This is a genomic window from Arthrobacter sp. efr-133-TYG-120, from assembly GCF_030209785.1.
In the GTDB taxonomy this organism is placed as follows: Bacteria; Actinomycetota; Actinomycetes; order Actinomycetales; family Micrococcaceae; genus Arthrobacter.
On sequence record NZ_JARVRI010000005.1, the window covers coordinates 56,638 to 77,642 of the forward strand.

General features: G+C 64.6%; 21 protein-coding genes. 4 read left to right on the forward strand and 17 right to left on the reverse strand.

The features are described from left to right. Positions 1–85 precede the first annotated feature (85 nt). Positions 86–571: a glutathione peroxidase gene (locus QRN51_RS03595; RefSeq protein ID WP_284988653.1), complete on the forward strand. Its 486-nt coding sequence runs from the start codon at positions 86–88 to the stop codon at positions 569–571. Here QRN51_RS03595 and QRN51_RS03600 read toward each other — a convergent pair. From QRN51_RS03600 to QRN51_RS03610, 3 genes are all read right to left on the reverse strand, one after another. Further along, a complete protein-coding gene (locus tag QRN51_RS03600) occupies positions 568–1,893 on the reverse strand; it encodes an amidohydrolase (protein WP_284988654.1) in 1,326 nt (441 codons plus the stop codon). The genes QRN51_RS03595 and QRN51_RS03600 overlap by 4 nt on opposite strands. 134 nt (positions 1,894–2,027) lie before the next feature. Continuing rightward, the gene (locus tag QRN51_RS03605; RefSeq protein WP_172465568.1) at positions 2,028–2,666 is read right to left on the reverse strand and encodes a TetR/AcrR family transcriptional regulator; all 639 of its coding nucleotides are present in this window, start codon (positions 2,664–2,666) and stop codon (positions 2,028–2,030) included. A 22-nt stretch (positions 2,667–2,688) separates the two neighbouring features. After that, a complete protein-coding gene (locus tag QRN51_RS03610) occupies positions 2,689–4,161 on the reverse strand; it encodes an APC family permease (RefSeq protein WP_284988655.1) in 1,473 nt (490 codons plus the stop codon). Positions 4,162–4,498: 337 nt separating this feature from the next. Here QRN51_RS03610 and QRN51_RS03615 point away from each other — a divergent pair, with 337 nt between their 5' ends. Next, the gene (locus QRN51_RS03615; protein WP_284988656.1) at positions 4,499–5,440 is read left to right on the forward strand and encodes a phosphodiesterase; all 942 of its coding nucleotides are present in this window, start codon (positions 4,499–4,501) and stop codon (positions 5,438–5,440) included. Positions 5,441–5,453: 13 nt separating this feature from the next. Here QRN51_RS03615 and QRN51_RS03620 read toward each other — a convergent pair whose 3' ends face one another. From QRN51_RS03620 to QRN51_RS03630, 3 genes are read right to left on the reverse strand one after another with little or no spacing between them, the layout of a single operon-like run. Then, positions 5,454–6,995, reverse strand: a complete 1,542-nt coding sequence (locus QRN51_RS03620) for a DUF2142 domain-containing protein (RefSeq protein ID WP_284988657.1) — start codon at positions 6,993–6,995, stop codon at positions 5,454–5,456. Positions 6,996–7,040: 45 nt separating this feature from the next. After that, positions 7,041–8,624: a stealth family protein gene (locus QRN51_RS03625; RefSeq protein ID WP_284988658.1), complete on the reverse strand. Its 1,584-nt coding sequence runs from the start codon at positions 8,622–8,624 to the stop codon at positions 7,041–7,043. Between the two features lie 52 nt (positions 8,625–8,676). Continuing rightward, positions 8,677–9,585 (reverse strand): Cof-type HAD-IIB family hydrolase, encoded by a 909-nt coding sequence (locus QRN51_RS03630; RefSeq protein ID WP_284988659.1) that lies wholly within the window; start codon positions 9,583–9,585, stop codon positions 8,677–8,679. Positions 9,586–9,755: 170 nt separating this feature from the next. Between QRN51_RS03630 and QRN51_RS03635 the strand changes: the two genes are divergently transcribed. Together QRN51_RS03635 and QRN51_RS03640 are read left to right on the forward strand one after the other, a co-directional pair. Then, positions 9,756–10,055, forward strand: a complete 300-nt coding sequence (locus QRN51_RS03635) for a type II toxin-antitoxin system VapB family antitoxin (RefSeq protein ID WP_059388531.1) — start codon at positions 9,756–9,758, stop codon at positions 10,053–10,055. Then, entirely contained in the window at positions 10,048–10,782 is a 735-nt protein-coding gene (locus QRN51_RS03640) for a LytR C-terminal domain-containing protein (protein ID WP_284988660.1), read from the forward strand. Before QRN51_RS03635 ends, QRN51_RS03640 begins: the two co-directional genes overlap by 8 nt. Before the next feature lie 39 nt (positions 10,783–10,821). On the opposite strand, the gene QRN51_RS03645 is transcribed toward QRN51_RS03640, so the two are convergent. From QRN51_RS03645 to QRN51_RS03695, 11 genes are all read right to left on the reverse strand, one after another. Next, a complete protein-coding gene (locus QRN51_RS03645) occupies positions 10,822–11,463 on the reverse strand; it encodes a TetR/AcrR family transcriptional regulator (RefSeq protein ID WP_284988661.1) in 642 nt (213 codons plus the stop codon). Positions 11,464–11,578: 115 nt separating this feature from the next. Continuing rightward, positions 11,579–12,277, reverse strand: coding sequence for a DsbA family oxidoreductase (locus QRN51_RS03650; RefSeq protein ID WP_284988807.1), 699 nt, complete (start codon positions 12,275–12,277; stop codon positions 11,579–11,581). A gap of 203 nt (positions 12,278–12,480) precedes the next feature. Continuing rightward, positions 12,481–13,011, reverse strand: a complete 531-nt coding sequence (locus tag QRN51_RS03655; protein WP_284988662.1) for a GNAT family N-acetyltransferase — start codon at positions 13,009–13,011, stop codon at positions 12,481–12,483. Positions 13,012–13,133: 122 nt separating this feature from the next. Then, a complete protein-coding gene (locus QRN51_RS03660) occupies positions 13,134–14,468 on the reverse strand; it encodes an MFS transporter (RefSeq protein ID WP_284988663.1) in 1,335 nt (444 codons plus the stop codon). A 115-nt stretch (positions 14,469–14,583) separates the two neighbouring features. Further along, positions 14,584–15,057: a heme-degrading domain-containing protein gene (locus QRN51_RS03665; protein ID WP_284988664.1), complete on the reverse strand. Its 474-nt coding sequence runs from the start codon at positions 15,055–15,057 to the stop codon at positions 14,584–14,586. Beyond that, positions 15,054–15,953, reverse strand: coding sequence for a TolB family protein (locus QRN51_RS03670; protein WP_284988665.1), 900 nt, complete (start codon positions 15,951–15,953; stop codon positions 15,054–15,056). Before QRN51_RS03670 ends, QRN51_RS03665 begins: the two co-directional genes overlap by 4 nt. Then, a complete protein-coding gene (locus QRN51_RS03675) occupies positions 15,950–16,819 on the reverse strand; it encodes a 3-keto-disaccharide hydrolase (RefSeq protein WP_370872246.1) in 870 nt (289 codons plus the stop codon). The genes QRN51_RS03670 and QRN51_RS03675 overlap by 4 nt, the downstream gene beginning before the upstream one ends. A gap of 12 nt (positions 16,820–16,831) precedes the next feature. Then, positions 16,832–17,830 carry a sugar phosphate isomerase/epimerase family protein gene (locus QRN51_RS03680; RefSeq protein ID WP_284988667.1) on the reverse strand — a complete coding sequence of 333 codons (999 nt, stop codon included), beginning with the start codon at positions 17,828–17,830 and terminating at the stop codon, positions 16,832–16,834. A gap of 67 nt (positions 17,831–17,897) precedes the next feature. Continuing rightward, the gene (locus QRN51_RS03685; RefSeq protein WP_284988668.1) at positions 17,898–19,082 is read right to left on the reverse strand and encodes a Gfo/Idh/MocA family protein; all 1,185 of its coding nucleotides are present in this window, start codon (positions 19,080–19,082) and stop codon (positions 17,898–17,900) included. 9 nt (positions 19,083–19,091) lie between these two features. Further along, positions 19,092–20,228 carry a Gfo/Idh/MocA family protein gene (locus QRN51_RS03690; RefSeq protein ID WP_284988669.1) on the reverse strand — a complete coding sequence of 379 codons (1,137 nt, stop codon included), beginning with the start codon at positions 20,226–20,228 and terminating at the stop codon, positions 19,092–19,094. Further along, complete coding sequence (locus QRN51_RS03695; protein WP_284988670.1) at positions 20,225–20,974, reverse strand: sugar phosphate isomerase/epimerase family protein; 750 nt, start codon at positions 20,972–20,974, stop codon at positions 20,225–20,227. The genes QRN51_RS03690 and QRN51_RS03695 overlap by 4 nt, the downstream gene beginning before the upstream one ends. Positions 20,975–21,005 lie beyond the last annotated feature (31 nt).

The window sequence follows — 21,005 nt, forward strand, 5'->3', positions numbered from 1 at the left end:
CCTTGTAGCCTGTCCAAGCGCCCTGCCGCGCGTAGACTCGAAGGCGGCAGTTTGCCAAGGTTCCCCGTGGTAAGGAAGCGATTCAATGTCCCCGCTCTACAGCATCCCCCTGACGTTCAACGACGGCTCCCAGACCGACTTCGGGCATTTCGAGGGCAAAGCCGTACTGGTTGTCAACGTGGCTTCGAAGTGTGGGTTCACGCGCCAGTACTCGGGACTGGAGGAGCTCTACGGCAAATACCGTGACCGTGGATTCGAGATTCTGGGTGTGCCGTGCAACCAGTTCGCCGGCCAGGAACAGGGTTCGGACGCCGAGATCGCGGACTTCTGCCAGCGCAATTTCGGCGTCTCGTTCCCGCTCGCGAGCAAGGCCAAGGTCCGCGGCAAGCAACAGCACCCCCTGTACGCCGAGCTGACCCGGACGGACGACGGCTCCAAACCGCAGAAGGTGAAGTGGAACTTCGAAAAGTTCCTCGTGAGCCGCGAAGGCGCGGTGCTCGCCCGCTTCCCGTCCGCCGTCGAGCCCGATTCCCAAGAGCTCATCGAGGCACTCGAAGAGGCCCTCGCCTAGGCTCCCTGGACGGAGTCCAGAGTGACTCCCGCCGTAAGCACCTGACGGCCGTCGACAACGACTTCACCGTCAACAACGGTCAGGATCACCGGCGTCTGCGCGAATTCGTCCGGCGCGGTGGTCAAAGGATTGTGCCGGACCACGGTCAGATCGGCGCGTGCCCCGATCTCTACGATTCCGCCCTCTTCACCGACAGACCTCCAATATTGGCTCGTGTAACCTTCGAGCGCGGCACGCGCGGACAGCGCCTGCCGGGGTTGGACGGGTTCGACGTCGGGCCGGCCGGCCGGGCGGCGCGTCTGGGCCGAGGCGATGATCGCCCGCGGGTCGAAGGGAGCGATGGGCCAGTCCGATCCGAGTGCGACGATGGCTCCGGCGTCGCGGAGATCGCGGGTCCGCCACGCGTGGTTGGCCCGTTCGCTGCCAAGCCTGCGGGACCAGTTGTCCGTGTGGTCAGCTCGGCTGTAGAGGGCGCAATGCGTCGGCTGCAGGCTGGTAGCGGCGCCCGCATTGATGATTTCCGCCAACACCGAATCCGGGATGGACTCGATGTGCTCGATCCGGTGGACCGTGCCGTTCTTGGGAAGGGCCCCGATGGTCCGGGCGACGAAGGACACCGCCTGATCGCCGATGGCGTGCGTCGTGGTGGGGATCCGGTGGTCGTGGAAGAACTTCATGGCCGCGGCGAGGGCTTCAGGATCGTGCCAGAGCGGGTGGAGGGATTCTCCGTGGGCGTCGGGCTCAAAGAGCCACGCCGTGCCGTTGTCGATGGTTCCATCCATCATGAGCTTGATGCCGTGAACGTGCCAGCGCCTTCCGTGCCTGCCCTGCATCGCGAGCATAGCCTTCAGGTCTTCCTCCGTGGCGCCGGGCATGACCCACGGGGAGATCCGCAGCCGGATGGCGAGCTCGCCTCGGCGCTCCAAGGCCTCCAGCACCTCCAAGGTGTCCGGGGCGCCGAAGTCCAGCATCTGGCCCGCCACCAGCCCGGATTCGGCCATGGAACGCAGGAGTTTCTCCAGCCCGTCGACGCGCTGCTCGAAGGAGAGCTCGGGAAGGACGCCGCGGACGAGCTCCTGGGCGGCCATTTCGTAGAGCATGCCGTTGGGCTTGCCGAGTTGGTCGACGCCGACATAGCCGGTGCTCGGCAGTTTCTCCGCTCCGGTGACCCCGGCGAGCTTGAGGGCGGCGTCGGAGACGAGCGAGGCGTGGCCGTCGAACAGGGTGATGAACACGAGTTCGTCGTCGAGGATGCCGTCGAAGAGGGAGTTGTTGAAACCCGTATCCCCGAAAATGACAGGGTCGAGGCCCCAAGCGAACAACCAATCGGAGCCGACGGCGTGCGGCGTGGAAGCGGCATATGCTGGACGAGAGGATGACGAGATCGATGGGCTCGGGCGTGGTCAAGATATAACTCCTTGTTGTGTTCGGGTTTCCGACGCCGGCCCGGTGAGGATCAGTCGTCGTCGATAGCTGCCTTCAATCCTGCCGAGAGGACATCGGCCAGGAACGCGAAACGGTCTACAGGGTGCTCTGCCACGGCTTTCTTTGCCGCGAACAGATGGGGATAAGTGCCTTCTTCCTCTTCGTTGATGCTCCATGCGGATTCCATCGTCATTGCGTCGAGGCTCGCGCCGATCGCTGCGCTGTCGAGGGTTTCCAGTGCCGGAATGATGAGGTGCCGTGGCGCCCCCGCGATCTCAAACGCTTCGACGTACTGGTCGTAGCGCTCCAAGGCTGCCGGGTGTGACACCGGCTGCGTGAGCAGGAGGGGAAGGAGCGCCGGTACCAGGCTGTACGCCTTGCGGAGGGAGTCGAAGATCTCGCGGATGACGTCGTCGAGGCTGCCGGACGGCAACTCGGGCATCGGAGCTCTGTCTACGAGCGCGCCACGGGCCAGTTCGATGATCTCCTGCCGACCCGTGACGTGCTTGTAGAAAGATGACTGCCTGACGCCCAGGCGTTCCGCGAGCCGAGGGATCGAGAGGCTCTCTTCCTTTTCGAACATCTCAAGTGCCGCGCGGCCGATCGCCTTCCGTGAGAGCCTCGGCGTCCGGGGCCGTCCTAGCTGGCTGGTTTTGCTCGGAGTCTGCATCCCTCAAGACTAGGCTCCGGGATCACTCGGCGTGTCCGATCCGCTGGTATGCGGCCGGGTTGACCTTGCGCAGCACGAGGGCCAGTACGGTTCCGGCGGCAAACAAAAGCGGGGCGAAAACGAGGAGCGTCGTGTTGACGGGGTCCCCGGCCGGAAGGCCTGTGATCAGTTGGGCATTGTTGGCCATCAGGTAGATGACTACGCACATGATGATCGTGGCTGCCACGGCAGAAGGCCCGACGTACCAGCGAAGGCCATGGTCCTTGAGTCGCGTGAAGAAGACCACGACCCCGACGCCGGTGAGTGCCTGCAGGAGGAGGACGCCGAACACTCCCGGGGTGTTCGTCCAGATCAGGAACTGGGTGAAGGGGTCCAGTTGGAAGAGGGCCGCGCCGATCACGAGGGCGAGCGCGAGGAGGGTCTGGTCGAAGCCCGCCACGGACGGCGTGCGATATCGAGGGCTGATCCGGCCCGAGCGCTTCGGGAAGATGCCCTCGCGGCTCAAGGACAACGTGTAGCGGTTGATGGTGTTGTGGAAGGAGAGCTGGGCCGCGAAGATGCTGGTAACGATCAACACGCTCATGAGGTTCACGCACCAGCCGCCCGCGAAGTTGCCCGCTGCGATGTAGGCGGTGTCTCCGGCGTCGAGGTGGCCGGCGGCAAAGGCCTGGACGGCGTCCGCTCCGAAGGCCTGGACGATGATCCAGACGGCGAAGGCGTAGAACGCGCCGATGAAGGCGATGGAGATATAGGTGGCACGGGGGACACTGCGGTCCGGGTCGCGGGCCTCTTCCCGGTACAGGGCTCCGGATTCAAATCCCATGAAGGCGGAGAAACCCAGGCCCAGGACGGCCGCGAACTGCGGGGAGAAGATGGCCTGCGGGCTGAATGATTCAAAACTGATGCCGTGTGCGCCGCCCTGGGCCAGGACGAACGCGGCGACGATGGCGACGATCGCGGTTTCGAGGGTGAGCAGGACCGCGAGGACCCTGGCGCCGACGTCGATCCCGCGCCAGCCCAAGTACCAGACGGCTCCGATCGACATGATCGCGTAGAGCCACCAGGGAAGTTCCACGCCGGTGAAGGACTTCACGGCGAGGTTGGCTTGGATCCCCAGCAGTCCATAGAGGCCGATTTGCAGGCCGTTGTAGCTCATCCAGGCGGTGAGGCCGGAGCCGAGGCCAACCACGCGGCCGAGGGTTTTCGAGATGTAGCCATAAAAGCCGCTGTAGGACCGGACATGGCGGGTGAGCGCCATGAAACCGATGGCGAACAGGCCCAGGCCGATAGCCGCGGCAATGTAGATGGCGGGCGCACCGACGCCGCCCACAGCGAGGGCGAGCGGGGCGATGCCGACGACGATGGTCAGCGGAGCGGCCGCTGACACCAACATGAACACAATGTCGCGAGTGCCGATTGCGTTCTTCTTCAATCCGCCGTCAACGCTGACGGTCGCGGACGGCACGAGCGCCGCCTCTTCTTTAGTGAAAGCCATTCGCTTATTGTGAGGGGCGGCACATGTTCGAGTCAAGGGGGTCTGTTTTGGAGCTCGCTTCCAACCGGCGCCAAAACACCGACGCCCGCTCACCTATGTGGTCTTTTGGGCGGACGCTCGCTCATTTTTGGTGAGCGAGCGTCGGGTGGAATGCGGCTAAAGGTGAGCGAGCGTCGTCGAAAATCGCCCTAAAAGTGAGCGGGGATCGCAGGGGGAGCCCCAGTAATTTTCCAACATTCCGACGGTAAGTTACCCTGCGTTAGCCTTTTGTCTGGTTGGATTGGGTTTATTGGGGCAGACACTGGAGGCGCCGTCTCCTACCGACCCGAAGGTAGTAATGGAGCTCATCGAGGCCGAGCACCCGCGGCCAGGACACGTACTTCTGCACCTTAGCGACTCCCATCTGTTGGGAGGGCCGGAACCCCTCTACGGCGCCGTCGACAGCGAAGCCCATCTCAGGCAACTCTTTTCGGAAGTACACGCGTCAAAGGTCCGTCCCGACGCCGTGATCTTCACCGGTGACCTCGCCGATCAGGGTGAGCCGGGCGCCTACGCCAAACTCCGGTCGATCGTCGAGCCTGCCTGTCGAGAGATGGGAGCGCGGGTGATCTGGGCGATGGGAAACCACGACGACCGGGCGAATTTCCGTGCTGGCCTCTTCGACCAGAGCGACAATGACGCTCCGGTGGATCACAGCTACTTCGTCAACGGGCTGCGGATCATCACGCTGGATACCTCCGTGCCCGGCTTCCATCACGGTGAGCTGAGCCAGAGCCAGCTCGACTGGTTGGAATCGGAGCTCGCGACGCCGGCCCCGGACGGAACGATCCTTGCCCTCCACCACCCTCCGGTCCCGAGCGTCCTCGACCTATCCATCCTGGTGGAGCTGCGCGGCCAAGCGGCACTGGCCGACGTCGTACGCAATTCGGATATCCGTTCCATCCTGGGCGGCCACCTGCACTACTCCACCATGGCCATGTTCGCGGGCGTCCCGGTATCGGTGGCTTCCGCGAGCTGCTACACGCAGGACCTCAATGTTCCGCAGGGCGGCACCCGAGGCCGGGACGGTGCCCAGGCATTCAACCTGGTCCACGTTTACGAGCAGACGATCGTTCATTCGGTGGTGCCGCTGGGCAAATCGCCTACTGTCGGTGAGTACGTCAGCCCGGAAGCTACGAGGCGGCGGCTCGCCCAAGCAGGCATCCGGATTCCCCAGCGAGCCACGCACGAACGCGGTTCCATGGCCGATGCGAAGCATCCGGAGATGACCCGACGCTAGGGGCAGCTGGTCTCTACACGTTCGATGCCCGGACTTCCATTGGCGTGGTGCTCGGCGCCGGGCTTACTGGATTTCGGGCCGTCATGGTGCGGTAAAGAAGAACGGCTCCCACGAACAAGACAGCCAGGTAGGCCACAGTAAGGGGAATCCATCCAAACGGCGGCTGCCACTGGGGCGCCGTCAGCATGTCCCGCCAGTTGGACTCGTCATGGAGACCAATGACGTACCGGCGCATTCCATAGATAAAGCTGTAGAAATGGCCAAATACCAGGATAGCGAGCACTACCGATAGCGCCCGTCGTCCTGTGCGGCGGAAGTCGATATCGAAAGAGCGCATTGCAACCCCGCATGCAGCGATCATCACGGCCACAAGCGCCAGGATGTACCGACCCTGCCAGATAATTCCTACCTCCTTCGCAAGGGGAATCTGCAGCACCGGAGGGAGAACGATGATCGCAGCCACCAGGAAAGCGATGGTCAGCCGCGCTGAACGGCTGGGCACGGACAATGCTGCCACGATCGCCCCGATGATCAGCGCCGCCCAGACAGTGAGCACCCCGCTTGGCCCCAAAGTATCCAGCCAACCAAGGTAGGACACGTAACCGGCCGCGAAATCGAACGTCTTGTCCAGCATGATCGCGGCGATCCGGGCCGGTGATGTGTCGATCCCCGCGCCCATGAGGCTTTGCAGGCTATCCGCGCTCTTGAGCCAAAGCACGGCGAGCCCGCACGCGACGGCGACCACGAATGCCATCGCCTGCACAAATCGCAGACGCAACACGGAAACGAGCGGACGAAGCCCGAACATCAAGAGTGACGCCGCCACGGCCAAGGCGAGCCAAAGAAGTGAGGCAGCCCGGGTGTTGGCCAGGACAGCAGCTGAAATCGCCGCAGCGGCAAGGGGTAGCCGCCAATGAGCGCCGGAGGCGATTCTCTCCCACGACAAACACAGTGCGCTGAACACAGCCATCGACGCGGCGATTTCCAGTGAATTGGGGTTCACCCCTCCGGACAGGAACAAAACCATGGGGGTCACGGCTATCGACCCGACAAACAATGGCAGTTTCCAGCGTTGAAGGCTCGCCAAAGCAGTCAGGGCAACAGCAAGGAAGGCAACGCTGAGAAGACCGCCAACGATCCGCATGGCGTAGATGGCCTTGGCGCCGGTAAGGAACAGGCTCGGAAGCCCAGCCACCGCGTAGTACATCGGGTTGTAGTTTCCCGCGCTGGTGTATGCCTTCAGCTCTGAGACGTCATCTGACAGCGTTGGGCTGCAACCGGCGGACACCGCCGGATTCCAAGCGAAGCAAGTTTGGAGTCCATCCACCGTTCCCACGAACGCAGGGACGAGCACCTGGGCCCGATCACCTTGATTCGCGCCAGGTTCCCCTCGCAACTGCCCTCGAACAACGGCCCCTGCCTTCACGGTGTGAGCTGGCTCGTCCGGCACGGACATAAGGGGGCTTGCCAGTGCCCAGATCGAGGTGAGGAGCCCAAGAATGGCGAATATTGCGAGAAAGCGCAGGAACCAAGGGGGAAGGCTGAGGGGGTTCAATAGACATGTCTGTTCGTTGATCGGGTGCGGAGATTCACAGCTACTTTACTTCTCCCACGGCGCCTTGACCGGGAAGTACTTCTCCATGAAGTCCGTCACGAGTCCGGCCCTTTCGTCGGCAGCCACCTCGGGGAAGCTGCCATCGTTGAGGCAGAAGAAGTCCACATTGCGTTTGGCGAGCAAAGTGGGCAGGTAGTGCAGCCCGGACCACAGGGTTGTGTCCACATACCTGACCTTGGCTGCCGTCTGCGTCACTGCCCGGCCGGTGAGCAACGAGTAGTAGTGGTAAAACGAGTTGGTCACCGAGATGTTGTCCGCCGCACGGAATCTGCTGGCCGCCGTCTTGGCGAATTCGGCGGGAAACTCCCGCTCCATCTCTGCGATTACGCTGCGGCGGAGGGGCGCGGCAGTGTGTTCCAAGTGGCGCGTGGTGATGCGCCCGAACCGTTCCCAGAGAAGCTTCCTGTTGACGCGGGCCGCGTTCTCGAAGCCGCTGCGCTCGGCGTCGTTCTCTCCCAGTCCGATCCGGGTGGAGGCTTCGATGAACTTGGTGATTCCGCCGGGAGTGAAGAACATGTCCGGTGCTACGGGCCGGCCGAAGAACATGTCGTCGTTGGAATACAGGAAATGCTCGGAGAGGCCATCAATGTGGTGCAACTGGGATTCCACGGCCTGGGAATTGTGGGTGGGCAGCACTGTGGGGTCCTTGAAGAACTCCTCACTGCGCATGATCCTGACGCTCGGGTGCTCTGCCAGCCACTCCGGCGCGGGAGAGTCCGTGGCGATGTAGATCCGGCGAATCCAGGGCGCATACATGTACACGGAGCGCAGGGCATATTTGAGTTCGTTGATCTGGCGGAAACGGGCTTCGTGCGCGTCGCCCTCGCCCACCACAGCGTCTTTCATCTGCTCGCGGCGGGCCGCGATGTATGCGGGATCGTTTCCGTCCACCCATGAAAAGACGATGTCGACGTCGAAGTCGATGTCGCTCGCGTGGTCCGCGAACATGTTCTCAATGGTCGGCCAGCTCAGCCCGTGGCGTTCCACCGTGCCCCGGACAGCGTCCTGGCGTAGCATGGTCCGCCGGGTCAGGGAGTTCTCCACCGGCAACACGAGTTGTTCGCCGTCGAACTCCCACAGTTCCAGTTGCACGCCCAGCGATGGACCGTATGTCAGCCCGCCCCCGGGTTCCACGCGGGGACGGAAGAGCCGGAAGATCCTGGCCTTCCGGTTGTTCGAGAGCTCGCCGTCGGCCACCAGCAACGTGGATTTCTTCCGCGCGTCGACGGCCATGGAGTAAAACGGCTCGTTCCGGAAAGCCGAGACCAAAGCCTGGCGCAGTTTCTTCCGGAGCTTCCAATCGACGGCGATCACGGGCCGGTGGTCGTTGCCGCGGACTAGGATGAAGTCCAGCCCCGCCGCGTCCAGCGCGGCGCGGATCACGAGAAGGTCTTCGACCATCACCTGCTGCGGAGTGCGGTTCTGGTTCAGCAAGCTGTAGCGGCCGCGATGGCGGACGACGTCGTGACGGTGCTTGAGGCGCGCCTCGACTGCGGGCGACGTCGGTTCGGGAACGACCGCATCGTCGTCGGACGGGGGGCTACCGAAGTAGATTGCTTGCTGGTCCATGTCTGTGATGGCTTTTCTCCGAAAGGTTGTGGTTCGCGCGGGCTTGGTGGACCTAGCCCACCAAGGCTTCGCGCCAACTGTGCAGGAATGCGCCTCCGGCGTCGTCGTGAATGACGTCGTCGCCCAGGCCGAGGTCTGTGGCTGTAAGAACATCGTAGGGCTTGTTTGGCACGCCGTCGGCGGGCCGGACGTCGACGTGCTTGACGCTGTGGTCATTGTGGTGGAGCCAATCCGCCATGGCGTAGTCCGTGCGCGAATCGCCCACTGTCCGCCAGGCCTGCGGGGTGATGCCCTGGGCGGCGAGGAGCTCCACCGCGCGGCTCGCGCCGAGATCCTTGCCGAGCCGGATGGACTCGATGTCGGTGGAGATGATGGTGGGATCCAGGCGGTAGTCGGCGGCGTCGTCGGACTCTGGCGCGTGGTGGTCCAGGAGCGCGGCGGAGAGCCCATGCCTGCCCATGAGTTCCAAGGCATCGGCGTCGAAGAGCTTCTGCTCGGCCAGGTAGTCGTCGCTTGAAACGTCCAGATGCTGTTCCACCGAGACCATGGCGCGCTTTGTCTCATCGAAGAACATGTGCGTCGCATAGTCCTCTGCCACCATGCGGCGGACGTCGTCGCCGTAGGCCTTCGGGACAGCTAGGTCATGATCCACATGGATGGGTCCTGGGCCGCCCGAGGTGTAACTGAACCACACAGCGCCCTTTTCGCAGATCGCGTGGACCACCGTTCCCGCAGGCATTCCGGCGGCGATCATGGGTGCCATGACCTGCTCGCGGATGAAAGCGTCTGAGCGGCCGGTGTTGAAAATAACGGGGATGCCTGCGGATGCCAAGCCCACGAGGTCGGCGATGATTTCCGGCTTCACGTCGCGCGTCACGGGACTCGCGACGGGGCCGTCGACGTCGAGGAGGAGTGCGAGGGCGGGAGCAGCCGGGTGCGTGCCTGGCATTGAAGCAGTCATGATCCCATTCTGTCAGTCCGCCGTGATGACGGCAGCGCTGTGACGGTCGACGGCGGGAGGCGGCAACGATTCAGCGCGCACCGCCCGTCAACGGTTACCTTTTGGCCACAACCTTGGTGACCGACTTCTCACAAGTTCCCTTGGAGGCCTTACTTCTTTAGGCTTGCAAAGTGATATTCAAAGCTGTGGGCGAGGGACGCCCGTACCCCGACCATGGTTTTTCCACGCCCAAGGACTGGGCCTCGCTGCCGCCCCGTCCTGTCCGGCTCGACGAACTTGTCACCACCAAACGCACGCTTGACCTGGAAGCACTGTTGGCTGAGGATTCAACGTTCTTCGGCGACCTTTTCCCGCATGTGGTGCAGTACCAAGGCCTGCTGTACCTCGAAGACGGACTCCACCGTGCTGTCCGCACCGCGCTCCACCAGCGCACGGCCATCCACGCCCGGGTCCTGGTGATAGATGGTTAACGAAACAATCCCGGAGGAGCAGGTGGCAGTGCCCGAAAATGCGGATCCGAGGAAGCGCCGGAAACGTCCCGGTCGTCAGAAAGACCCGACGAGTCTGCACGGGCATCGCGTTGTCACAGGGCCGGAGCTTCGGGCAACTTTTGCCGATGCTCCGGGACCCGAGAGCCACCCGGGGTGGTTCAGCCGCCGCCTCCTGCATGGGATCGTGCTCGCGCTGCTGGTCGGACTGGTGGTTGCCGGACTCGTGGGCGCCTGGGCAGTCATCAACGGCGTGATTCGATTTCCCTCCGCCGTTGCAAGCCAGGCGCCGGCGGCGGTATGTCCCGCTACTGTTTTCGACTACACGCCCAATAACAAGATCAGCGTGAATATCTACAACGCCGCCGGCAGGGCCGGTCTGGCCAAGAACGTCGCGGACCAGTTGAAGGCCCGGGGCTACAACGTTGGCACGGTCGATAACTCCACCACCAGCTACAACGGCCCGGCCATGGTTGTTTCGGGATCGGGCGGCCAAGCGGCGGCTTTTAACATCCAGAGGAACATCGCGGGCACCGACTACTTCCAAGACCAACGCACGGATGCCTCCGTGGACCTTATCCTCGCGCCCGGCTTCTCGGCGCTCGTGCCGCCGGAACTCGTGGACAATACCCCTGGCAAGCTCAGCTGTCCCCGCCTTGAGCAGCGGATCGCGGACAACGCCAAGCTGCCTGTGATGCCGACGCCTTAGCGTTGGCCTCCAGCGGAGAGGGCCAGCCCCGCGGCCGGGTCAGGCCAAGCGCGCGGGCCGGCCGTCGTCGTCGAACCTTGCTCCTGCGCCCAACTGGATAAACCGCACGGTCTGGACCAGCCGCTCTTCAAGCTCGTCCAGCTCAGTTCCGTTCGCCGCATTGCCGCGTGCCGCGCTGGAGGAAAGAGTTCCGTGGATGAGCCTGGCGAGCTGGCCGACGTCGGTGGGCGGGAGGTAGCCGGCGGCGATTCCGTCGCGCAGGATGTCCTGGAGCAGCAGGTTGAGTTCGCCCACGTGGTCTGCCAGTTTCGCGAAGGAAGCGGGGGAGAGGACGGCCGCCATCGCAGGACCCGGCGGGAGGTGCCGGCGGCTGAGGTCTTCCACTTGGGCGCGCACGTAAAGGGCCAGGCGGTCCACCGGGTTCTCCAGTGCCGTGAGGGATTCGCGCAAGTCGCCCAAAAATCGTTCGGTCTCGTCCAGGGCGTACGCGATGAGGAGCTGTTCCATGTCCGCGTAGTAGTTGTACACCGCGGTCCGCCCGACGCCGGCGTGACGCGCGACGTCGGTCATGGTCAAGCCGGGCAGGCCGTGGGTGAAGAGCAGTTCACCGAAAGCTGTCAGGACCCGGCGTCGGGTTTCAGCGCGTTGCGCCGCATTGGTGGCGGCCGTAATCCTAGGCATACCGACACTTTACAGGGATCTGTCAGCAAAGTTGCGTGGGCGTGGCGCGAGCTGGCAGCAGGTGACCTCAAAATCGCGTGCACAGGTCATCTGCTGCCAGCTCGCGCGGGGGATCCTAGATCGCGCAGCCGTCCGGGCCGCAGGCTTCGCCGTCGGCGCTGCCGACGGCGACCAGGGGATTCGCTTCCTGCCATGCCTGTGTGAGGGCCTGGGTGAAGACCTCCGAGGGCTGGGCTCCGGAGAGTCCGTACTTGCGGTCGATGACGAAGAACGGCACGCCAGTGACGCCGATCATCCGGGCTTCGGCGATGTCGCCGCGGACGTCCTCCGCGTACTTGTCGGTGCTGAACAACTCTGCGATTTCGGCTTCGGGCAGGCCCAAGTTGCTGCCGAGTTCGGCCAGGTATTCCTGGCTTCCGATGTCCTTGCCGTGTTCGAAATGGCCGCTCAGGAGCAGTTCCTTGGCTTCGTCCTGCTTGCCGTGAGCCGCCGCCAAGTGAATGAGGCGGTGTGCCGTGAAGCTGTTGGCCACCACGACGTCGTCGAAGCTGTAGTTGAGGCCCTCGCCCTTTGCCTGCAACGCCACGTGCTCGAACATCTGGCTGACCTGCCCCGGGTTCATGCCCTTGCGCTTGCTCAGGTAATCGAGCTCCGTGCCGTCGTAGTGCTCCGGGATGCTCGGATCCAACTGGTAGCTGCGCCACTGGATCTCGACCGAATCGCGGTGCGGGAATTCGGCGAGGGCCCTTTCGAACCGGCGCTTTCCGATGTAGCACCAGGGGCAAGCGACGTCTGACCAGATCTCAATCTTCATGGTGGCGACAACCGGAAGCGGGGGCCGGGCATTCCCGGAATGGCCTGTTGGGCTGGTCACAGCCTGCGCGTTCACGACGCGCTAAATGGTGTGCGACGCAGATACAGGCAGGCGCTACGCGAATTCCGGTCGTGTGAAACTGTTTGCGCGTCGCTGGGAATTTTGCGCGTCGCAGACCGGGCGGCTCAGGGGTCCCAGGCGTCCTAGACCGCCCGCTCCATCACGAAATCGTGTTCCACCGTATCGCCCAGGCGGAACGACTTGGTCCCGACCTTCGTGAACCCGCTCTTCTCATAGAAGCGGATGGCTTTGGCGTTCTGGCTGTTGACGCCGAGCCATACCCCGGCCGCACCTGAGCCGGCAGCGCGGTCCAAGGTGGCCTTCATGAGCTCCGCGGCAGCGCCCAGGCCGTGGTGTTCCGGATGCACATAGCACTTGCTCAGTTCCGTGGAGGGGGTGAGCGTCAGGGCCGTAGCGACGTCGGTATCGCTCGTGGGTCGGGCCACGAGCATGCTGTAGCCGCGGAGTTCCCCGGCGGCGTCGATGGCCAGGATGGTGACGTCCGGATCGGCAAGGTATTCCGTGAACTTCTCCGCACTGAGCGTCCTGCGCAGGTGCGCGGCGATGTCTTCGGGCGAGGAGCCCGGCGGGCAGGCGAGCGGAAAGGTGACGGCGGCAAGCTCCGCCAGCCGTCCGGCGTCGTCCGCTGTTGCTTCACGGATGGTCTGGCTCATGCGGTCCTCCCTGGCAATCGGGCGCAGAAACGCCCCTCAAGACTGATCTTAAGGGGCGTTTCAGGAAAGAGTACGACGGCGGGGGCCAGCCGGGGCGTTCCGGTTGCGGGGCGTCGGGCTGCTTAGGCGCTGGCTTCCGCAAGCAGGCGAAGGTCCTCGTCCGGCTCGGGATCCCGGCCCAAGGCGAGGCCGATGATGGTGACCACGGCGGTGACGAGCAAGTATGCGGCGATCAAGATCCAGTTTCCGGTAGCGGCGTAGAGGGCCGTGAAGATCAACGGTGCCACCGCTCCACCCACGACGCCGGCCACCGTGTAGGCGAGGGAACTGCCGGCATAGCGGAGCCGGGCCGGGAATTGCTCTGTGATGAAGGCGGCCTGCGGTCCGTACATGAAGGCGTGCAGTCCGAGGCCGATCACGACGCCGACAGTCAGCACCAGGACGGAACGGGACTGGATCATGAGGAAGAACAGCGGAATGTACACGGCTGTGGCCGCGGCGGTGATGCCGTAGACGAGCCGGCGGTTGAAACGGTCCGTGACGGCTCCCGCGGCCGGGATCAGGAACAGTTGGAAGGCCGAGCCCACCAGGACTGCGCCCAGGACATTGCCGGTGGTCATGCCGAGTTCCTTAGTGGCGTAGACCGCGACAAAGACGGTGAACAAGGCGTACAACACGTCTGGGCAAATCCGGCACAAAGCGGCGGCGAGCAGGGGGCGGAACTGGGTGGTGAGGACTTCCTTGATGGGAGCCTTGGGCCGTTCGCCGGTGGCCTCGATGGCCTTGAACACCGGGGTTTCCTCGAGTTTGAGCCGGATGACCAGGCCAAAGGCAACCAGGATGGCCGAGCTGAGGAAGGCGACGCGCCAACCCCATGCAATGAAGGCGCCGTTGCTCATGACGGCGGCGAGGACGGCCAGGGCGCCATTGGCCAGCAGGTTGCCGGCGGGCGGACCGATTTGGGCTGCGGAAGACCAGAATCCGCGCTTGTTGGGATTTGCGTACTCGCTGGACAGCAGCACGGCGCCGCCCCATTCGCCGCCGACGCCGATGCCCTGGGCCAAGCGAAGGAGCACCAGGATGATCGTGGCCCCGATGCCGATGGTGTGGTAGTCCGGCAAGGCGCCGATAAGGACCGTGGCCGCGCCAATGAGGATGAGGGTGATGACCAGGACGTTCTTGCGTCCGATCTTGTCCCCGAGCCGGCCGAAGACAACCCCGCCAATGGGCCGGGCGAGGTAACCCACCGCGAAGGCCGAGAAGGACAACAGGAGGCCCGTGGTTTCGTCGTTCGTGGGGAAGAAGATCTTGGGGAAGACGAGCGCGGAGGCGACCGAGTAGATGGCGAAGTCGTAGTACTCCAGGGAGGTGCCTGTGACGCTGGCAATGAAGGCTTTGATGGCGCCTGCCGAGGGTTTGCTGCGCCTGGTTGGACTTGGCGAAGTGGTCGCGGACATGGTTCCTCCATGGAACGTTGGGCGGGCTTTGTGATCCCGATCTCAATCGGGGCCTACACCCAATGATGCATCACGCGGAGGAATTGTTCAACAATTTTTTGATAGGAGTTCCTGGTTAGGCTGCGAGATGTTGGCGGATCCCTTCGACAATCAGGTCATGATCCTCCTGCGATGAAAGGCCTGACGCAGTGACGGCCGCGACCACACCGACGCCGCGGACCCGAACGGGAAACGAGCCCCCTGTCACGGCATAGTCGGCGCCGAGCCACCCCGTGGCCACCGGATCGATACCGGCGGAGGACAACCGGGCTTCGACGAGTGCGCTGCTCGCTTCCATCCGCAAAACGAGAGCCGATTTCCGGGCGATCCACGATTCCTGGTCCGGTGTGATCCCGGGTAGCGCAGCGCGGAAAAGGATGAGCCCGGGGCGCCGGATGTCGATGCCGACCGCATGGCCGGCCGCCTGGGCCATGCCCGCGAGCCGCGAGCCGAGCCTCCACGCGTCTCCATGGTCGAACGAGGTGAAAACCAGCTCCTCTTCCTGGCGTTTGAGCGCTTCCAATGCTTCAAGGGCGGGGACGTCATTCATGGTGCCTCTTCTAAGAGATTGATGGGATAGGCAACAAAAGCAAACCGGTCCGAGTCGGGTGACCAGCTGTTGACGTTGAGGGTTCCCTGGCCGCCGAAGAGGGGCCAGGTGTGGAGCGGCGTCGCCCAGTCACTCGTGGAAACAACGACGACGTCGACCGGCAAGTCGGCGGGATGGCCCACCGTCCCGCCGGGGAAGCGGATGTAGCTGGCCAGGTGCCCGTCGGGTGAGAGATGCGGGAACCAATCGACGGTGTCGCTTTCAAGCAGGCGCTCCGGCGCGCTTGCGTGGCTGGTCCGCACCCGGGCAAGTTGGGCGTGGCCCGGTTGGTCCGTGAAGGCTTCGGTATTGAAGTACAGCCAGTCCCCATCGGGCGAATACTCGGGACCATCGCAGTGGCCGTCGACGTCGATCGCGGTGGTCTGGCCGCCCCCTGCAGGAATCGTGATGAGCCGGCCCGGCTGCGTGAAGTCACCGGCTTCAATTCCGACGTAGGCCAGCGTCTTTCCGTCGGGGCTGACGCCGTGCAGGAAATGGAACCACCCGTCGTCGTCCGTGATCCTGGTGGCTTCCCCGCCGTCGAGGGCCGCGCGGTAGATGTGGCCGTCATTCGCCGAGAGGTAAATGGTGGCGCCATCGGGTGCGAGGACGTGGTCGTTATTGAGGTCCGGGACGCCGGTTATGGCTACCTTTTCGAGTCCGCCTGTGTCCAGTTCCCCGAAAAGATCCAACCGCCACAGCGCACCGTCTCCGTTGAGGATGAGGGCCCGGCCGTCGCGCGTCCAGTTCGGTGCCTCCAGCAGCAGATCTTCCGTGGCAAAGACGAGCTCGGAAGTGCCGCTGACAGAGGCGATCCATACTTCGCAGCGCTGGCCGGGTTGGAGGGTCCGTATCACTGTGAGCCCCCGCCGGAGCCGGCCGGGAGTTCCTTGATCCGGATGTTCCGCCACCGGCATTGCGCCCCGACACCCCAGCGGGCTTCGCCGAACATGGAGTCGTTGTCGTGGACTTCGAGGGCGATATGCCCGCGGTCGCCCAGCACCTCGAAGACCGCGTCGGCGTCGTAATTGGGCGATTCCAGGGTGGCGGTATCGAGTTCGGCGATCTTGACGCCGTTGATCCAGGTGGTGATGACCGGCATGGCACCCACGCAGCGGATCCGTAATTCGTTCCAGTCATCCCAGCGCCAGACTTTCAGGAAATCGTCGACGTCGGCCGCGTAGCTGAGCCGGTCGCGCTTCGCTTCCGTGACCGGTTCCACAGAGGTGGCCGGGTTGTCGGCAACCAGGCCGGTGGGCCGGCCGGCGTCGTCGCGGACGACGTCGATCGCGAACGGAACCGCCGAGAAACTCGCCAGTCCGTTGCCGAAGAAGCCGCCGATTCCGCCGGACGGGCGATGGTCCACGAGGACCTGGAACCCTTCCCAGCTGTCCCGTTGACGCCGGATCATCACGCCGGTATCCGCAGGCCAATCGGGGCGCATCTCAAGGAGCAATTCGAAGTCCCCGAACGCCTGGTCGCTGACCAGGTAGCCGCCGTAGCCGCTCCCGGGGGCGTCCTGCTCGCCGACAAGGACGCCGTCTTCAACCTTCCAGCGGGCAGGATGCTTCTCCGGTTCCACGGGGCGCTCAAGTCCCAGGCTATCGAAATGCTCAAGGACGCTCGGCCCGCCGGGATACACCGAACCGTAGATCCGAGGTGCGGCGTGCCATCCGGCCAGGCTGACGCCGTCGAACAGCGGGACGAACCCGTCATTGCTCACGTCGGACATCCCTTAGTCCTGGCTGAAGGCGGCGTCGAAGCTGGTTTGGGAGGGCGGGAAGTCGAACTTCTTGAGGGCGGCGAGGGCTTCGGGGGCGCCGTGGAGGCGGTCCATGCCGGCGTCCTCCCATTCCACGGAGATCGGGCCGTTGTAGCCGATCGCGGCGAGGGCCCGGAAGGAGGATTCCCAAGGTACGTCGCCGCGTCCGGCGGAGACGAAGTCCCAGCCGCGGCGGGGGTCGCCCCAGGGCAGGTGGGAGCCGAGGACGGTGTTGCGGCCGGTGGGGCGGAGCTTTGTGTCCTTGCAGTCCACGTGGTAGATCCGGTCCTTGAAGTCCCAGATGAAGGAGACGGGGTCGATGCCTTGCCACATGAAGTGGGAGGGGTCCCAGTTCAGCCCGAACGCTTCCCGGTACCCGATCGCTTCCAGGGTCCGGACGGTGGTCCAGTAGTCGTAGGCGATCTCGGAGGGGTGGACTTCGTGGGCGAAGCGGACCCCGTTCTCGTCGAAGACGTCCAGGATGGGGTTCCAGCGGTCGGCGAAGTCCTGGTAGCCGGCCTCGATGACTTTCTCGGGGACGGGCGGGAACATCGCGACGTATTGCCAGATGGAGGAGCCGGTGAACCCGACGACGGTGTCCACCCCGAGCGCCTTGGCGAGGCGGGCGGTGTGTTTCATTTCCTCGGCGGCGCGCTGGCGGACGCCTTCGGGGTCCCCGTCGCCCCAGACCTTGGCCCCGACGATGGCTTGGTGGCGGAAGTCGATGGGGTCATCGCACACGGCCTGGCCCTTGAGGTGGTTGGAGATGGCCCAGACCTTGAGGTTGTATTTGTCCAGGATGGCGAGTTTGGACTCGACGTAGCCGGGTTCGTCCCAGCGCCAGGCGTCCAGGTGGTCGCCGGACACGGCGATTTCCAGGCCGTCATAGCCCCAGCCGGAGGCGAGCTTGGCGACTTCCTCGAAGGGCAGGTCGGCCCACTGGCCGGTGAACAGGGTGTACGGGCGGGGCATGGGTTCTCCTTGGGAAGTTTCGGGGCGGGAAAGGCTGGAAGGCCGGGGTGCTCGCTGGCCGGCGGTTTTAGTGGCCGGCGACCTGGATGATGGCGGACTTGGCGTCGGCGGATTCCTCGATGGCGGCCAGGACCTGCTGGACGGCGAGGCCTTCCTCGAACGACGGCGAGGGCGGCGTCCCGGCGTCGATGGCCACAAGGAAGTCACGGATTTCGTGGGTGAAGGTGTGCTCCCAGCCGATCACGTGGCCTTGCGGCCACCAGGCGTCCATGTAGGGGTGGTCGGGTTCGTTGACCAGGATCCGGCGGAAGCCCTGCTCCCGGACGGGCACGGTGGCGTCCATGAAACCGAGCTCGTTGATGGATTCCAGGTCGAACAGGAGCGAGCCCTTGTCGCCGTAGATTTCCATCGTGAGGGAGTTCTTCTTGCCCGTGGCCATGCGGGAGACTTCCACCGAGGCGACCGCCCCGGAGGCGAGGGTCAGCGTGGCCCAGGCGGCGTCGTCGACCGTGACTTGTTCCGGGCCGTCCGCGCCGGGGCGGCTGTCCACGAAAGTGTGCAGCCGGCCGGAGACCTCAGTGACGGTGTCCCCGAGGAGGAAGAGGACCTGGTCGATGGCGTGGGAGGCGATGTCACCCAGTGCCCCGGATCCGGCGGTTTCCTTGTTCAGCCGCCAGGTCATCGGGGAATCGGCGTCCACGAGCCAGTCCTGCAGGTAGGCGGCGCGGACGTGCCGGACGGTGCCCAGCCTGCCCTCGGCGATGAGCTCCTTCGCGAGGGCCAGGGCCGGGACGCGGCGGTAGTTGAAGCCGATCATGGACTGGATGCCGCGCGCGCGGGCGGCGCGCGCGGCGTCGGTCATGGCTTCGGCCTCGGCCAGGGTGTTCGCGAGGGGTTTTTCCACGAGCACGTGCTTGCCCGCTTCCAGTGCCGCGATGGCGATTTCGGCGTGCATCCAGCCCGGGGCGCAGATATCCACGATATGGATGTCATCGCGTTCGATCACCTGGCGCCAGTCCGTGGCGGACTCGCTCCACCCGTACCTGGCCGCGGCCTCGGCGACCTGTTCCGCGTCCCGGCCCACGAGCACTTTCTGCTCGAAGGCCGGGACGTCGAAGTAGCTGGCCACGTTCCGCCACGCATTGGAATGGGCCTTGCCCATGAACGCGTAGCCGATCGCGGCAACACCCAGGGTTGTCTTGCCCGGTTCGCCGTTCTGGGGGGTGGTGGGGGTAGGGGCGGAGCTGGTCATGAGGGATTCCTAGAGGGTGGCGGCCATCGGGTCCCAGTCCTCGGGGAGGGCCTGGGAGGTCACGGCGGAGCTGTCGACGCCTACAAAGGTGCCGGTTTCGGCGGACTCGGAAATGGAGACCAGGGTATCTACCACGTGGTAGGCCAGGGCTCCCTGGGCGCGGTGCGGGACACCGGCGCGCAGGGACCGGGCCATGTCCAGCACGCCCATCCCGCGGCCGTTGACCGGTCCCGTCGCGGGAATGATTTCCGCTTCCTCGGCCCCGGCGCGCCAGAGCTTGAGGTCGCCGTCGAAGTAGTTCGGATCCGGCAGCTCGAGGGTGCCCTCGGTGCCGGTGATCTCCACGAAGCCCATCCGCAGGCGGGGGGATTCGAAGCTGAAGACACTGTGCGAGGACGCGCCCCCTTCGAACTGCAGCATGGCCGAGACGTGGGTGGGGACCTCGACGGGGAATTCCTCGCCGGCCTTGGGTCCGGAACCGACCACGCGGACGTCCTTGGCTTTGGATCCGACGGCGGCGACCTTGCGGACCGAGCCGAACGCTTGGACCAGGGCGGTGACATAGTACGGGCCCATGTCGAAGAGCGGGCCTGCGCCGTGGGCGAAGAGGAAGGACGGGTTCGGGTGCCAGGATTCGGGGCCGGGGGTCTGGAACATGGTCAGGGCGGTCAGCGGGGTGCCGATGTCGCCGCGTTCGATGATCCTTCGGGCGGTCTGCAGTCCGGCGCCCAGGAAGGTGTCCGGTGCGCAGCCCAGGCGGATCCCCGCCGCGTCGGCCGTCTTCAACAGGGCCAAACCGGATTCGCGGTCCAGGGAGAACGGCTTCTCGGTCCAGACGTGCTTGCCGGCGTTCACGGCGGCCGTGGCCACCTCGACGTGCGCGGCCGGGATGGTCAGGTTCACGATGATCTCGACGTCGGGATGGTTGAGCGCCAGCTCCGGCGAACCGAACTCGGGGATGCCGTACTCCTTGGCCCGTGCCTCCGCGGCTTCCTCGAACAGGTCCGCGATGACGTGGACCTTCAGGTCCGGGAAGACCGTCAGGTTGTCCAGGTAGGCCTTGCTGATGTTGCCCGCGCCGATGACGGCGACGCCAACGGGTCCCCGGCGGGCGGATGGGGTGGACTGGTGCGTTGCGGCGCTCATGCGTTCACGTCCTGTGCTGCGTTGTTCTGGAGGAAGGCGAGGCTCTGGGCGATGCCTTCGAAGATGTCTCCGGCGTAGTCGTCGAACTCCACGACGCCCACTTCCAGGGACGTGGCGGCAGCAACGACGTCGAGCACCGGGATGGTGCCCTGGCCGGCAGGCTGCTGGGCCTTGGTGTCGGTGGTGCCGGGGCCGTCCTTGATGTGGATGAATTTCACGCGGTCACCGAGGCGGGCGAGCAGTTCCACCGGGTTCTGGCCACCGACGGATGCCCAGTAGGTGTCCACTTCCAGGACCAGTTCCGGGTCGAGGAGGCCTTCGAAGTACTCCAGGGCTGTCTGGCCCTCGATGATGGACTCCAGTTCCCAGGCGTGGTTGTGGTAGCCGACGCGGATGCCGTATTCGGCGCCCTTCTTGGCTGCGGCGTTGAGCTTGGCAGCGGTGGCCTGGATGTCCCCGGCGTTCTGCCAGTGCTCGGCAGGCAGGTACGGGTCGATGACCGTGGAGATGCCCAGTTCCTTGGCGGCGGCGAAGATCTCATCCTGGTCCTGGCTCAGCAGCGGCGCGTGGCCGGACGGGGCCGTGAGGCCGTTCTCCTTCAACGCGGCGCCGAGCTCCTTCGCCGTGGCCACGAAATTGTAAGGTTCAACCTGCGTGTAACCGATCTCGGCAACCTTTTTGATGGTGCCCGGCAGGTCTTCCTGGATGGCATTGCGCAGGGTGTACAGCTGGATGGAGTAAGACATGGTTTTCCTTTGCGTTGTCAGTTGCGTGAAA